This window comes from Streptomyces sp. Edi4, assembly GCF_040253615.1.
GTDB lineage: Bacteria > Actinomycetota > Actinomycetes > Streptomycetales > Streptomycetaceae > Streptomyces.
On the sequence record NZ_JBEJGY010000004.1, the window covers coordinates 448692 to 461566 of the forward strand.

The window sequence follows — 12875 nt, forward strand, 5'->3', positions numbered from 1 at the left end:
CCGCGCACCGGCGTCACGCCGCGAGGTGTGGCGGCCCGGTCACTTACTCATCGGCGATGTCACTGGTAGTGGCGCAGCGCGGGCCACACGTCGCCCCAGGGACGGCGAGGGCCCGTACAGACGTAGATGTGGCCGCCCCCTTCGACGGAGTGCACACCCTCGGGGTCGGAGAGGGTGGCCACCGGGCGCACGTCGGTGAAGTACTGGCGCAAGTGGGCCTCGTAGTCCGGCGCGTGCTCCGACCCCGGGGCGATGGCGACGACGGTCGTGGCGTTCGGGTCGCCGGGACCCCACCACCAGTCGGTGTTGTGGGCGCTCACGGCGGTGGGCAGGCCGCTGCCCCGGCCGAGTTCGTTGACGGCGCCGGCCTCGCCGTAGTCCTCCGCGTAGATCACCGCGTGCGCCCGCTGTCCGGCCGGGAGCCCGTTCCACACCTGCCGTACGGTGCCAGCCAGTTGGGGCCAGCCAAGGGACTCCCCCGAGTTGGAGCTGACGGCATAGGTCCAGGTCACGTCGGAGGGCGGCAGCACCGGCAGTACGATCACGGCGAGCAGCGCGGTCGAGACGGTGGTGCCGATCATCAGGCCCCGCAACCGCCCCGCGCGGGCGCGCAGCCATGTGTCGAGTCCCACCGCGCCGGCCGCGAGGAGACACACGTACAGGCCGCCCAAGTAGTACACCTGCGCCCCGGTCGTCACGGCGAACAGCACGAACAGGACGGCGTACGTGATCACAAGGGAACGCCACAGCGGTCGTCCCGACCGCCACAGGAACCGCAGGCCTCCCACCCACAGCACCGCCATCGCGGGGCAGCAGACGGCGAGTTGTCCCACGATCCACGTGGGAATGTTCCGCGGGCCGCCGTTCTCGGCGTTCAGCGCCCGTGTCATCTCGAACATGGCCCAGCCGTGCCGCGCCTGCCACCACATGTCCGGCAGCACGAACAGCACGGCGATCGCGGCGCCCGCGAGCAGCCGGCGGTCGGCCAGGGCCTTGCGGGCCGGACCGAGCAGGACGACGGCCAGCAGGACGGCGCCGAAGACGCCCGCGAGATGGTTGAACGCGGCGCCGAGCCCGACCAGCGCTCCTGCCGCCGGCCACCACCGCGTGTCGCCCGTACGCCCGACGCGTACCAGCACGAGCGCGATCGCCGCCCAGGCCAGCACCTCGTAGGACGTGGTGTTGGCGACATGCGCGCCGCCGAGGAGTACGGGCATCGTGGCGGTCGCGAGCGCCGCGAGCAGCTGGGCGCGCCGTGCGCCGCCGAACTCCCGCGCGGTCAGCGCGCCCACGACCACGGTGGCAGCGGCCGCGAGCGCGGACCACAGGCGCAGACCCGGCGCCCAGACGCCGAACAGCGCGAGCGAGACCCGCGCGAGGAGCGGCGCCAGCGCGGGCTGGTCCACATAGCCGGTACCGAGGTGCCGGGCGCAGTCCAGGAAGTACAGCTCGTCGCGGTGAAAGCCGTAGCGCGACGACAGCGCCATGAGCAGGGCGAAGACCGCGGCGGCGACGGCGAACACCCGCCGGTCCAGCGGGGCCGGTACCTGCTCGCGCTCTTCGGCCTCGGCCGCGCGACCCGTGCCCACCCTGTCGTCTTCCACGCCAGCCCCCCCCCGGCCTCGGCCCCGGTGGCGCCGTTCGCGCACCCGGGACGGTCCGGCGCTCGCGATCCGGGCCGCGCGCATCGTACCCGCCCGGCCTGTGCCCGCCGAAGGCTCGGCGGTCCGGCGCGGTACGGCCGTCCCCGCCCCCTCCGCACACGACATCCCGGAGCGAACCCGGCAACTCGCCCGCCCCGCCGCCCGTTCATCGGTCGGCACAAGACCCCGGTCGTCCGCATCTGTGCGCCTTTCCGGACTTGTGGCAGCTGGGTGGATGGCTGTCCATCGCGGGCCTCGTCCTCATCCCCATCTCGGAGAAGGAGCGGTGAGCTTCGGTGCGGCGCGCGGCGAACCCCGCCCCTTACGAAGAACTCCCTGCCCTGCCGCGCGCCACCGGCTCACCCGCGCGCGTGGAGGTACACGTTCAGCGCCGCGGCTCCGCTCAGCAGGGCTCGCCCTCGGGTGGCGAGGCGGGCGTGCCAGGCGGTGAGGGCGGTCGCGAGAGGAGCCACGCCTCCGGCGGCGCGGACCTGCGCGATCAACGGCGCGATCTGCTCCAACAGGTAGCCACCGCGCCGGAGTTGATGGGTCAGGCGCGCATCCCTTACGGCGGTCTCGTCGTACACGCGGTAACCGGTCAGCGGGTCACGGCCGGGGGTCACCAGTCCGGCGCGCTCCCACTTGCGCAGCGTCGCCGGCTGAATGTCGAGGCTTGCCGCCAGCGGCCCGATGAACAGGGGTGCGGGCGGCGTCAGTTGCCCGGACGTGCCAACCTCGGGCGCATCGCCCCCAGGCCTCCCATCGGTCTGCCCGGACGCCGTGTCCGGTGCCAGGTCGCGCAGAGCCCGCTCGGCCCCTTGGAGGGTCCTGCGGTCGTCGAGCAACCGCGCGTGGCTCTCGTCGATGAGCCGGAACGCCTCGTCCGGGGACCCCTCGTTCACCCGCCGCATGATGGCCGCCGCCGTCCCGTGGCCGTGCCCCGGCACCAGGGCGAGGAAGGCTGTCAGGGCGTTCTCGTGCAGCGCCGTGTACACGCGGTAGCCGTGCGGGGTGCGGTCCGATGCCGCAAGGATGCCGGCCTCCTCGTAGTTCCTGACCGCCTGCGTCGACAGACCGTGCGCGCGGGCCAGATCGACCGGCCTGAGCCGTCCATGCCGCCGTTCTCGCCGCCAGTCATGCCCCTGGTCATGCTCCTGGTCATGCCTTTGAGACTTTTGAGCCATGGCCCGGACCCTAACGGGAAGAAGTTTCTAGCGGAGGTTCAACGATACCGTTGAGGTCATGGCAATCGACATCAAGGGCACTGCCCACGCCGTAGCAGCGTCCTGCGTCATGAAACTGCTCCCGGGCCGCCCCCGGGTGCTGGCGCTCGGCGAGCCGACCCATGGCGAACCCACCCTCCTCGGCCTGCGCAACGAACTCTTCCGGCAGCTGGTCGAGCAGGAGGGCTACCGCACGATCGCCGTGGAGAGCGACTGCGTGCGGGGCCAGCTCGTGGACGATTACGTCACCTCGGGGACGGGCTCCCTCGACGACGTCATGGCGCGCGGCTTCAGCCACACATGGTTCAACGCCTCGCCCGCCAACCGCGAACTCGTACGCTGGATGCGGGCGTTCAACGACGGCCGGCCCCCGTCCGAACACGTCCGCTTCGCCGGCTTCGACGGCCCGCTGGAAATGGAGAGCGCGGAGAGCCCCCGCCAGGCCCTTGTCACGCTCCACGACTACCTGGCCGCCCACACCGACCCGGAGCTCCTTCCCCACACCGCTCGGACACTCGACCGTCTGCTCGGCCCCGACGAGCGATGGACCGATCCCGCGGCCATGATGGAACCGGGCCGGTCCGTCGGCCGGTCGGCGGAGGCCGGTCAACTACGGCTGCTCGCCGACGACTTGGTCGCGCTGCTCGACGAACAGACCCCTCATCTGATCGACGCGACGTCACGGGAGGCATGGGAGCGGGCGCGGCTGTATGGGCGCACCGCCGTCGGACTGCTGCGCTACCACTCCGCGATGGCCGACAGCTCACCGTGCCGCCTGGCACGGCTGACGGGGCTGCGGGACCGGATGATGGCGGACAACCTGCTCGCCCTCGCCGCGCGCGGCCCGGTGCTGGTCCATGCCCACAACGCCCACCTCCAGCGGCCGAAGAGCACGATGCGGATGGCTGACCGTGCGGTGGAATGGTGGGGCGCGGGCGCCCTCGTGAACGCCGAGACGGGTGGGGGCTACGCCTTCCTGGCCACGGCGCTCGGGACGCTCCCCCACCAAGGGGTGGACGCCCCGCCGCCGGACACCGTCGAGGGGCTGCTGTACGCCCTGCCCGAGAGCCGTCAGCTCTTCAGCGCGCCCCAACTCGCTGCCGTGCTGGGCCTCTTGAAGGTCCAGCCCCGGGTATCGCCCTGGTTCGGCTACGCCCCGCTTGATCCCGCCGAGCTGGGCGCGGCGGACGGGATCGTGTTCGTGAGGGATGTCCTGCGCGGCTGATGTCCGGCAGGCACGGGCTCTGCGTCCAGGTGCGGCAGACCCGTGTCGGTGGATCCCCGAGCCCTGCAACTCGCCTGGCCACAAGGCTTATTGGGCCTCAGGGACGAGTGGCTGTCTCGCTGTCTGGGTAGAGCGAGAAGATCTGGTCGAGTCCGACGATGCGCAGGGTGCGCATCGTGTTGGCGGGCACGGCCGCGAGTGCCGCCTCGGCTTCGGCGGCGTGCGCGTGGTTGCGGGCCACGATCAGGGCGCTGACTCCGCTGGAGTCGCAGAAGTCCATGCCGCCGAGGTCGAGGACGAGACGCTGACCGGGCCGCAGGGCGATCGCGGGGATCAGGTCTCGAAGGCGTGCCGCGCTGGCGTAGTCGAGGTCGCCGGAAATCTCCAGCACGGGACCGGTGAGGGTGTCTCGGGTGGTGATCGTCAGGGGGTTCATGCGGGGCTTCTCGTCTGGGGTCCGGTGGCGGGAACGCCGAGGGCGAGCAGGGCGGTGTCGTCGTCGAGACCGTCGCCGAAACTGGTCAGCAGGCCGGTCAGGGCGTGGATGACGGCGTCGGGCGGCTTACCGGCGTGCCCGGCGGCGAAGGCGAGCAGCGCCTCGTCGCCGAACAGGGTGGTGCGGTCCTTGCCGGTACGGGCCTCGGTTATGCCGTCGGTGTAGAGCAGCAGGGTGTCGCCCGGGGTGAGCACGGTCGTGGCGGCCGTGAAGCGGGCGGAGGGCAGGATGCCCACGAGGAGGCCGCCGGGGGTGGGCAGGAAAGCGGCGCCGCCGTCCGCTCGCACGACGACGGCCGGGGGATGGCCGCCCGAGGCGAGGCGCACGGCGACATGGCCCGTCGCCGGGTCGGGTTCGAGCGTGCCGAAGATGGCGGTGCAGTAGCGCGGGTCGCCGCTGCCCGCGTAACGCTCGTGCAGCACCGTGTTGAGGGTGGTGAGCGCCGACAGCGGGTCCGGATTGTGCAGGGCGGCGGCGCGCAGGGTGTAGCGGGTCAGCGAGGTGACCGCGGCGGCCTGGGGGCCCTTGCCGCACACGTCGCCGAGGAAGAAGGCGAAGCGGTTCTGGCCGACGGGGAAGACGTCGTAGAAGTCGCCGCCCAGCCGCTCGGGATGGGCGGTGTGGTAGTAGGCGGCCGTCTCCATCCCTGCCACCTCGGGGAGCATGTCGGGCAGCAGCGACTGCTGGAGCACGGCGAGGGCGTCCTGGAGGCGGGCGCGGTCGGCCTCCGCCTGTCTGCGCGCCTCCTCCGCCGCCTTGCGGCCGCGCAGGAGTTCTTCTTCATAGGCGCGGCGGTCGCGGGCGTCGAAGACGGTGGTACGGATCAGGAGTGGTTCGCCACCGCCGCCGCGCTTGAGCGAGGACGAGACGAGCACGGGTATGCGGCCGCCGTCGGACTGCTTGAACTCCAGGGCGATGCCGCCGAGTTCGCCCTGCATGCGCAGCAGGGGCGCGAGGTGCGTCTCGTGGTAGAGCCGGCCGCCCACGGTGAGCAGGTCGGTGAACCGCATCCGGCCGACGACCGCCTCGCGTTCGAGGCCGAGCCAGTGGAGCAGCGTGGTGTTGATCTTGGCGATGGTGCCGTCCATCAGGGTGGAGAGGTACCCGCACGGCGCGCACTCGTAGAGTTCGTCCGCGCTGTCTTCGAGGAGCGCGGCGAACGCGGCGCCCGAGATCTTGTCCTCATCGGTCTCGGGCGGGTCGGGATGATCTCCCTTGCGGCCTGTCATCGCAGGCCGGCCAGGAAGGTCCGGATCGCTTTGTTGGTGGCTTCGGGCGCGGAGAGATGCGGGCAGTGTCCGGTCGCGTCGAGGGTGACCAGCGTCGAGCCGGGGACCGCCCGGTGGACGTAGGCGCCGACCTCGCGCGGGGCGATCGCGTCCTGGAGGCATTCCAGGACGAGCGTCGGCACCGTCACACTCTTCAGGTCGTCCCGGGAGTCCGAGAGGAACGTGGTACGGGCGAAGACGCGTGCCATGTCCGGGTCGGTGGCGCAGAAGCTGTTCTTCAGCTCGGCGCCGAGCTCGGGCCGGTCCTCGTTCCCCATGATTACCGGTGCCATCACCGCCGACCAGCCTAGATAGTTCGACTCCAGGGACGTCAGCAGCTCGTCGATGTCCTCGGCGCTGAACCCGCCGCGGTATCCGTCCTCGTCGATGTAGCACGGAGAGGGAGCCACCATCACCAGCGCCCCGATCCGTCCGGGGGCGAGCCCGGCGGCCAGGACACCGATCATCGCGCTCACGGAGTGGCCCACGAAAACGGCGTCGCGCAGGTCGAGCGCTTCGCACACCTCCACGACGTCCTGCGCGTAGCCGTCCAGCGAGCCGTAGCGGTCCTCGGAGAACGCGGTGGCGTCGGAACGGCCCGCACCCACGTAGTCGAACAGCACCACCCGGTAGTCGTCGGCCAGCGCGGGCACCGTGAGCCGCCACATGTTCTGGTCGCAGCCGAAGCCGTGCGCCAGCACCACCGTGCGCCCCTGCGGATTGCCGGTGACGGTGACGTTGTTGCGCCGTGCGATATCCATGAACACCACTTCCTCAATTCCCCCCTGCTCCCCCGCCTCCCCCCATCACCCCGTTCCATGTCTGCACGGGCGTGCTGATCAGCTCATCGAGTGGACCACGCCGAGGGGCCCAGAAGCGAATGGCGTGGCACTTCGGGCGGCCCTGGGCGTCCGGCGGGTCAGGCCGCGACGGAGGCTCCGTGTGCCGGGGCGCTCCGGTCGCGGCCGCCGGGGTGGCGGTGGCGCCAGAACCAGAACACCGCGCACGACACCAGGGACCACCCGGCCAGCACGAGGAAGGGGAAGGCGTGCTGGGCGTCGGCGAAGTAGACGGCCGTGTGCTGGGCGTTCACCGAGGCGCCGGGCGGCAGCCAGCGCCCGACGTGCCCGAGGACGGACGGCAGCAGGGGCCAGGACACCGCGCCGCCGGAGGAGGGGTTGCCGAGGAGCACCATGAGTCCCCAGGTGGGCATCATCGCCCAGCGCCCGATCAGGGTGTTGAACATGGTGAAGACCATCCCCGACGTGAACATCGTCAGCGCCAGGATCATCCAGGACTCGAAGAACGGCAGCCGCACCGCGCCGAGCCCCCAGTCGACCACGGCTGCGATGGTGAACCCGCCGAGCAGCGAGTACGCCACGGTGAACGCGATCCGCTCCAACGGGTTCAGGGTGCGGGCGTGCACGCTCAGCTGGATGGAGCCGACGAATCCGAGCACCACGGCGGCCAGTGAGATGTAGAAGAGCGCGAGGCCGCGCGGGTCGCCCCGCTGAAGAGGCTTCACGTCGGTGATCGTCACCGGTACGCCGATGGCCTTCGCCACCGGTGGCGCGGCCTGGGCGAGCACCTGCGCCACGGAGGCCCCGGCGGCGCCCGCCACGTCCAGGTGGACCCCGTCCGGCCGCACGTCGACGATGGCGAAGACGGTCTGCTCCTCCATGGCCTGGCGGGCCGCGCGCTCGTCCCCATAGGGACGCAGCGCGAGTGACGTGTTCAGTGCCTTGTCCAGGCCGGCCACGAACTTCTTCGCCTCCACGGAGCCCTCGACGGAGCCGGAGGGCGCGACCAGCGCGGTGGGGATGTGGTGCGGCGTCGGGTTGGCCATGGAGTACGTGTAGGAGCCGGCGAACAGACCGGCGGCGGCGGACAGGATGAAGACGAGCACGACCGCCGGCAGGAACGGGGAGTTCCGGAAGTCGCTCCACGCCTCGCGTGCGCCCCGCTTCCTGGCGTGCGTGCCGTGTCCGCCATGTCCGCCGGGCGCGGCGCGCTCACCGGCCGGGCGGTTGCCTTCGTCTTCTTCCATCGTCATGTGCGACCACTCGTCCTGTGCGAACCACTGCGGGACCAGGCATGTCTTCCACGCCGTGTACCCCGTGCCGGGCGGCGTGACCAGGACTTTCGGCCCCGGTCTCGGGACCCGAGGTCCCGTGGGCGGGCCTTCGCCGGGGGTAGGGCGTATCTCGCGAACGGGGGGCCCGCTCCCCGGTGTCGCCGCCCGGCCGGTGTCACGCCGGGCCACGCAACGAAAGGAAGCAGGTCTCCTCATGGGCATCATCGCCTGGATCGTCATCGGACTCATCGCGGGAGCGGTCGCCAAGGCGCTGACTCCGGGCAAGGACCCCGGTGGCTGCCTGGTCACCATCGTGATCGGCATCGTGGGCGGTCTGCTCGGTGGCTGGCTCGGTCAGCTCATCTTCGACGTGGACGGTCTGAAGGGCTTCTTCCACCTGTCCACGTGGATCACCGCCGTCGTGGGCTCGGTGATCGTGCTGCTGATCTACCGCCTGATCGCGGGGCGCCGAGGCTGAACAGGCCCGGGACCCTCGGGGCGTGCCTGGTCGTCGACCACGTACGCCCCGAGGGTTTTCGCCCCGTTGGGCCGTCCGGGCGACGCGGACCGAAGCCACACGCCGGAACCACGACCGCCACCGCCGGGCCCGAGCCAGGACGCCCGCCGTGGGCGCGACACGGGTGCCCCGGCGTGAGAACCCGCACCGGAAACGGATGGGCCGGCGGAGACGTCGGATCCGGCACGGCCCTGCGTTCTGCTCGACACGGGCGGGGCCGTGGTCGGGCCGGCGGACGTGCTCTTCGCTGAGCTGCGGGCCTGTTCGACGCCTGCGCTTTCGCGACGGCGTCGTCCCCGTGTCAAGCGGTTCGAAGAACGGGGTCGATCTCTGCCAGGATTTCGTGCAGCTGTCGAGCCCCCAGGGAAACGCGGTCGTCAGTGTCCCGCATCATCTCCTCGCACAATTGCGTCGCGTTGTCCCGGTCCTCGGAGAAGATGCTGAACACATCGAGGATCGCCGCGCCGATCCAGTCGCTGTGATGGCAGTCCGCGACGGCCATCGCGGAGGCCACTGCCGCCAACCCGGTCCTGTCCTTTCGCCGAAGCAGGGCTTCCGCGGTCTCCCTGGTTACGAAAGTGTCATCCGGGTCGAGCACGAGCTCCAGCAATGGCCCGCGGGCCTCCGGCATGTCGGCGAAGCCTGCCAAGCCGTGACCGGCATCCGCCCGGTCGCGGCAGTCGCGTCCTCGCCCGAGTTCGCGGAGCGCCATGACCGCCGCATGCCTCCGGTCTCTGTCCACCTGCTTACCCACCCCGCCCGCGATTTTCGGTCAGGGTACCTCGAGGCACCTTCCAGGTGATCGTCCGGACAGGCCCACGGTTGTTCCGGCGGATCAGGGCTGTCGCAGTACGGCCACGGCTGATGGGCGGGCCGCAGGAGCGGGCCGCCGACCGAGTCGTACGGCGAGGGCGAACCGGGGCGGGGGTGCAGACGGAGCGCCGGGCTCGCCAGCGGGGCCAGTTGAGGGAAGACCGCGGCGACATCGAGCGGTCGCCGAGGGGTGGTACGGACGGCGACGTTCATAACGGCGATGTTGCCAGCCGCCTCTGACAATGAGCGCGCCGCCAGTCCTCGCGGCCATGGGTGCGAGCAGCGAACCACCGCGCTCACCACGTCAAGTGCCGCCGCGCCGGGCCGAGTTGGCGGGTTGGCGGGTTGGCGAGCGATCGGCGGCGGGAGGCCGCGCGTAACGAGCGGCGTGAGGGGGCTGTCGTGGGTGGGGAGTGCCGCCGCCTTCGCGCGCGGCTCGGCCGCCCCGGGTTGTCGCGCTACTCCCCGCTCCCGTGCTCCTTCGGGGTGCTCGTGCCCCCCTGGTCCGTCGCGTCGTCCGTCGCGTCGTCCGGGTCGGGTCCGGCGAGTTCCGACAGGTCACCGATCAGCCGGATCGTGTCCGCGGTGACGGCGGCCAGCGTGTCCTGCCAGGCGTCGCCCCGCTCGCGGAACACGGAGGTCAGCTCGTTCTCGGCGGCGTACGCGCGGCGCAGCGCATCACGGCGCTCCTGAACGCGCTCCCCGGTCTGCTCGTCGCTGCCGCGCTCCGTGGCCTGTGAGCGCTCCACCGTGTCGTCGAGCGCGCACACGTCCGAGGCGGCCCGCAAGAGCTCGGCCACGACGGCGGGCGCAGGGCCGGGCAGGACCGGCTGGTCCGCGTCGTTCGCGGCCGCCGTCGCGAGCGTCCTGGTGATCGCTTCGAGGTGGCTGGTGATCCGGTCCCAGGTGAAGTCCCATTCGGCGGTCGGCGGCAGCGGGGCGGAACGGCGCAGCCGGTGCCCCGGGTTGAAGCGGTAGCTCTCCTGCGACCAGCGGCGGGCGGTGCGCAGATCGGTGACGCGGTCGGTCAGGCGCCGCGCCCGGTCGTGCCAGGCCTGCGCGTCCTCCCGGGCCACTTTCCCCTCGCCGAGGCCGTCCGCGACGGCGCGCAGAAGACCGGCACTCTCCTCGGGCAGCCGTCCGCGAAGGTGACGCACGCTGCGCGAGTGCACCGGCGGCAGCACGAGGGCGTTGACCGCGAGCCCGATGGCGGCGCCCAACAGGGTCTCCAGGAACCGGTGCAGAATGTCGAAGCCCGAGTACGTGCCGTAGACCAGGACGAACAGCGCGGCGGTCGGCGCGTTCAGGCCCTGGGTGCCGAACCGGGCGTAGGAGCCGAACAGCATGGTCAGCGGCAGCGCGATGAGCATGGCGAGCATGGTGTCGCCGGTCAGTACGCCGGCGCCCGCCGCGAGCAGGGTGCCTACGACGACGACCACGAACTGCTGCAACGCCGTCTTCAGCGACCGGTAGACCGTGCTCTGCACCAAGAACAGCGCTGTCCAGGGCGCGAGCATCGCCATCGGCGCCTTCCACCACCAGCCCGCGAGTGCCCAGGCGATCAGCGCCGCGGCGGCCGCCTTCAACGCCTGGACTGCGGTGTCCCGTTCGGGTCCGGGACCGCTCAGCGCCCGCCGCGCCGACCGTGCCACGGCCGTGCACTCCCAGCCCGCCCACTGCCTCCACTGGCCGAAGGCCTGGCCCAGCTCTCTCAACGTTCCACCCCGTGCTCGCACCCGCCGCTCGTCGCGGCCGACGGTGACCTGAAGGTCCGTTCGCTCTCGTCGTGCCCCTCGCGCCTAGGGAAGGGGTGAGCCGCCGGTGGCGTTCAGCACCTCGGCGGTGATGAAGCCGGCGTGTTCGGAGGCGAGGAAGACATAGGCGGGCGCCATCTCCGCGGGCTGCGCGGGCCGGCCCAGCGGGGCCTGCTTGCCGAATTCGGCGGTGTCGGGCAGCGTCGCCGGGATCAGTGGCGTCCACACCGGCCCGGGCGCCACGGCGTTGACCCGGATGCCCCGCTCGGCCAGCATCTGGGCCAGCCCCTTGGTGAACGTGACGATCGCGCCCTTGGTCATGGCGTAATCGAGCAGGTGGGGGCTCGGCTGGTAGGCCTGGACCGAGGTGGTGTTGATGACGGAGCCGCCTGCCGGGATGTGCGGCACGGCCATCTTCGTCAGCCAGAACATGCCGTACAGGTTGGTGCGTAGAACGCGGTCGAACTGCTCAGTGGTGATGGCCTCGATGCCGTCCGGCTGGGACATCTGGTACGCGGCGTTGTTCACCAGCACATCGACACGTCCGAATTCGGCGACCGCCCGGTCGATCAGGTCCCGGCACTGCTGCTCGTCGCGGATGTCGCAGGCCACCGGGACGGCCCGGCGTCCCGACTCCTCCACCAGACGCGCGGTCTCGCGGGCGTCCTCCGCTTCCTCGGGCAGGTGGGTGAAGAGCACGTCGGCGCCCTCGCGGGCGTAGGCGAGTGCGACGGCCCGCCCGATGCCCGAGTCGCCGCCGGTGATGACCGCCTTGCGCTCGGTCAGCAGGCCGCTGCCCCGGTACGTCTGTTCACCATGGTCCGGCGGCGGGTCCATCGGGCCGGTCCAGCCGGGGTGCTCCTGGTCCTGCTGCGGCAGATCCGGCTGGGGGTACTTGTCGGTCGGGTCCTGCGGACGGTTCGGGTCGGCCATGGGTTACGCCTTTCCGTGCGGGAGGGATGGAGGCGACAGGAGGGCGTCGACGCTGTCGCGTGCTGCCGTTCAACGGTCGCGGGGTCGTGGGGTGCGTCCCCTTGAGTCACGGGCCAGCCGCACGGCCGGGTTCGCCTCGCACCGTCCTGTCTCGGCGCGCCCCTTCGACGGCGGACGGCTACGGGTCGCGGGGTACCGTCCCGGGCCCGGCTCGGCGCCGTCCTGCGTCCGTCTCGGTGGGTGCAGAGTGCAGGTAACCCCGATGGACGCAGGTATGCGCCGCTCGGGGTCAGTTGTCGCGACTGCGGGTCCGCGGAAGGCGAGTCGTCGGAGGAAACGAGTGGTTCGCCGGAGCGAGTGGTCCGCAGAAGCGAGTGGTTCGCTCAGGTTAGTGGTCCGCGGGGGCGAGTGGTTCGCCGGAGGCTGTGCCGCCGCCGGGTCACTCTCGGTCGTCGCGCTCCCCTGGGCCGGGTGACGAAGGAGGAGTGTCCCAGGAGTCCGCCCCGGGCTGGGGCGCAGGCGGGGGCGGCGGCTTGCGCGCGGCCCGGCGGCGGCCGGTCCAGAACATCGCGAGGAGTCCGCCCACCACCACCAATCCCACGATGACCAGGAGCAGCGTCGTGGCGGGCCCTGCGGCGAGGACCTGCGAAGTCGGGTGAGCGATGACCATGTGCTCGAACTCCTCTGCGTTGCTACCGAGGGCCGGCGCGCCCCCGCACGGCCGGTACCGGATGACATACCTCTGCTACCCGAATATGCCCACACATCTCGGACGCCTGCTCCATGGGGACCATCACCGGCCCCATCACCGGCCCTTACCGGCGGGCGGGCGCGCGCAGCCACAGCACGGGCCGGAGACCGCCACGGACGGCGGGCGCGAATGGGTGAAGTCTGTTTCGGCCTCCGAAAAGCGACGGTTTACGCCTGTA

Annotated in this window: 12 protein-coding genes and 1 pseudogene; 2 read left to right on the plus strand and 11 right to left on the minus strand. The window is 71.5% G+C overall.

Annotation, left to right across the window (positions count from 1 at the left end):
• Positions 1–59: 59 nt before the first annotated feature.
• Both ABR738_RS03945 and ABR738_RS03950 read right to left on the minus strand, forming a co-directional pair.
• Positions 60–1604, minus strand: a complete 1545-nt coding sequence (locus ABR738_RS03945) for an ArnT family glycosyltransferase (RefSeq protein WP_350228555.1) — start codon at positions 1602–1604, stop codon at positions 60–62.
• Positions 1605–2002: 398 nt separating this feature from the next.
• Positions 2003–2827 (minus strand): TioE family transcriptional regulator, encoded by an 825-nt coding sequence (locus ABR738_RS03950; protein ID WP_350228556.1) that lies wholly within the window; start codon positions 2825–2827, stop codon positions 2003–2005.
• A gap of 58 nt (positions 2828–2885) precedes the next feature.
• Here ABR738_RS03950 and ABR738_RS03955 point away from each other — a divergent pair, with 58 nt between their 5' ends.
• Positions 2886–4091, plus strand: a complete 1206-nt coding sequence (locus tag ABR738_RS03955) for an erythromycin esterase family protein (RefSeq protein WP_350228557.1) — start codon at positions 2886–2888, stop codon at positions 4089–4091.
• A 97-nt stretch (positions 4092–4188) separates the two neighbouring features.
• Here ABR738_RS03955 and ABR738_RS03960 read toward each other — a convergent pair whose 3' ends face one another.
• The 4 genes from ABR738_RS03960 to ABR738_RS03975 form a co-directional block, all read right to left on the minus strand.
• Positions 4189–4527: an STAS domain-containing protein gene (locus ABR738_RS03960; protein ID WP_350228558.1), complete on the minus strand. Its 339-nt coding sequence runs from the start codon at positions 4525–4527 to the stop codon at positions 4189–4191.
• Positions 4524–5816, minus strand: a complete 1293-nt coding sequence (locus ABR738_RS03965; RefSeq protein WP_350228559.1) for a PP2C family protein-serine/threonine phosphatase — start codon at positions 5814–5816, stop codon at positions 4524–4526. The genes ABR738_RS03960 and ABR738_RS03965 overlap by 4 nt, the downstream gene beginning before the upstream one ends.
• Positions 5813–6616 (minus strand): alpha/beta fold hydrolase, encoded by an 804-nt coding sequence (locus tag ABR738_RS03970; RefSeq protein ID WP_350228560.1) that lies wholly within the window; start codon positions 6614–6616, stop codon positions 5813–5815. Before ABR738_RS03970 ends, ABR738_RS03965 begins: the two co-directional genes overlap by 4 nt.
• A gap of 158 nt (positions 6617–6774) precedes the next feature.
• Positions 6775–7902 (minus strand): ABC-2 transporter permease, encoded by a 1128-nt coding sequence (locus ABR738_RS03975; RefSeq protein ID WP_502964207.1) that lies wholly within the window; start codon positions 7900–7902, stop codon positions 6775–6777.
• Between the two features lie 241 nt (positions 7903–8143).
• On the opposite strand from ABR738_RS03975, the gene ABR738_RS03980 reads away from it, so the two are divergent.
• A complete protein-coding gene (locus tag ABR738_RS03980; protein WP_350228562.1) occupies positions 8144–8407 on the plus strand; it encodes a GlsB/YeaQ/YmgE family stress response membrane protein in 264 nt (87 codons plus the stop codon).
• 340 nt (positions 8408–8747) lie between these two features.
• On the opposite strand, the gene ABR738_RS03985 is transcribed toward ABR738_RS03980, so the two are convergent.
• The 5 genes and pseudogenes from ABR738_RS03985 to ABR738_RS04005 all read right to left on the minus strand — a co-directional run bounded on the left by ABR738_RS03985 (position 8748) and on the right by ABR738_RS04005 (position 12616).
• A complete protein-coding gene (locus tag ABR738_RS03985) occupies positions 8748–9158 on the minus strand; it encodes a hypothetical protein (protein ID WP_350228563.1) in 411 nt (136 codons plus the stop codon).
• 110 nt (positions 9159–9268) lie between these two features.
• Positions 9269–9472 (minus strand): annotated as a pseudogene (locus tag ABR738_RS03990) (hypothetical protein); the annotation flags it as partial.
• Positions 9473–9717: 245 nt separating this feature from the next.
• On the minus strand, positions 9718–10974 hold the full coding sequence (locus ABR738_RS03995; RefSeq protein ID WP_350228564.1) for an FUSC family protein: 1257 nt from the start codon (positions 10972–10974) through the stop codon (positions 9718–9720).
• Between the two features lie 84 nt (positions 10975–11058).
• Complete coding sequence (locus tag ABR738_RS04000) at positions 11059–11946, minus strand: SDR family oxidoreductase (RefSeq protein ID WP_350228565.1); 888 nt, start codon at positions 11944–11946, stop codon at positions 11059–11061.
• A 439-nt stretch (positions 11947–12385) separates the two neighbouring features.
• Positions 12386–12616 (minus strand): DUF6479 family protein, encoded by a 231-nt coding sequence (locus ABR738_RS04005; RefSeq protein WP_350228566.1) that lies wholly within the window; start codon positions 12614–12616, stop codon positions 12386–12388.
• Positions 12617–12875: the final 259 nt, after the last annotated feature.

Bases quoted from the DNA above. Each gene is read 5' to 3' on its own strand.
- ABR738_RS03955 (WP_350228557.1), top strand. From the start codon at position 2,886: ATGGCAATCGACATCAAGGGCACTGCCCACGCCGTAGCAGCGTCCTGC.
- ABR738_RS04005 (WP_350228566.1), bottom strand. From the start codon at position 12,616: ATGGTCATCGCTCACCCGACTTCGCAGGTCCTCGCCGCAGGGCCCGCC.
- ABR738_RS03970 (WP_350228560.1), bottom strand. From the start codon at position 6,616: ATGGATATCGCACGGCGCAACAACGTCACCGTCACCGGCAATCCGCAG.
- ABR738_RS04000 (WP_350228565.1), bottom strand. From the start codon at position 11,946: ATGGCCGACCCGAACCGTCCGCAGGACCCGACCGACAAGTACCCCCAG.
- ABR738_RS03950 (WP_350228556.1), bottom strand. From the start codon at position 2,827: ATGGCTCAAAAGTCTCAAAGGCATGACCAGGAGCATGACCAGGGGCAT.
- ABR738_RS03960 (WP_350228558.1), bottom strand. From the start codon at position 4,527: ATGAACCCCCTGACGATCACCACCCGAGACACCCTCACCGGTCCCGTG.
- ABR738_RS03965 (WP_350228559.1), bottom strand. From the start codon at position 5,816: ATGACAGGCCGCAAGGGAGATCATCCCGACCCGCCCGAGACCGATGAG.
- ABR738_RS03980 (WP_350228562.1), top strand. From the start codon at position 8,144: ATGGGCATCATCGCCTGGATCGTCATCGGACTCATCGCGGGAGCGGTC.
- ABR738_RS03985 (WP_350228563.1), bottom strand. From the start codon at position 9,158: ATGGCGCTCCGCGAACTCGGGCGAGGACGCGACTGCCGCGACCGGGCG.
- ABR738_RS03975 (WP_502964207.1), bottom strand. From the start codon at position 7,902: ATGGAAGAAGACGAAGGCAACCGCCCGGCCGGTGAGCGCGCCGCGCCC.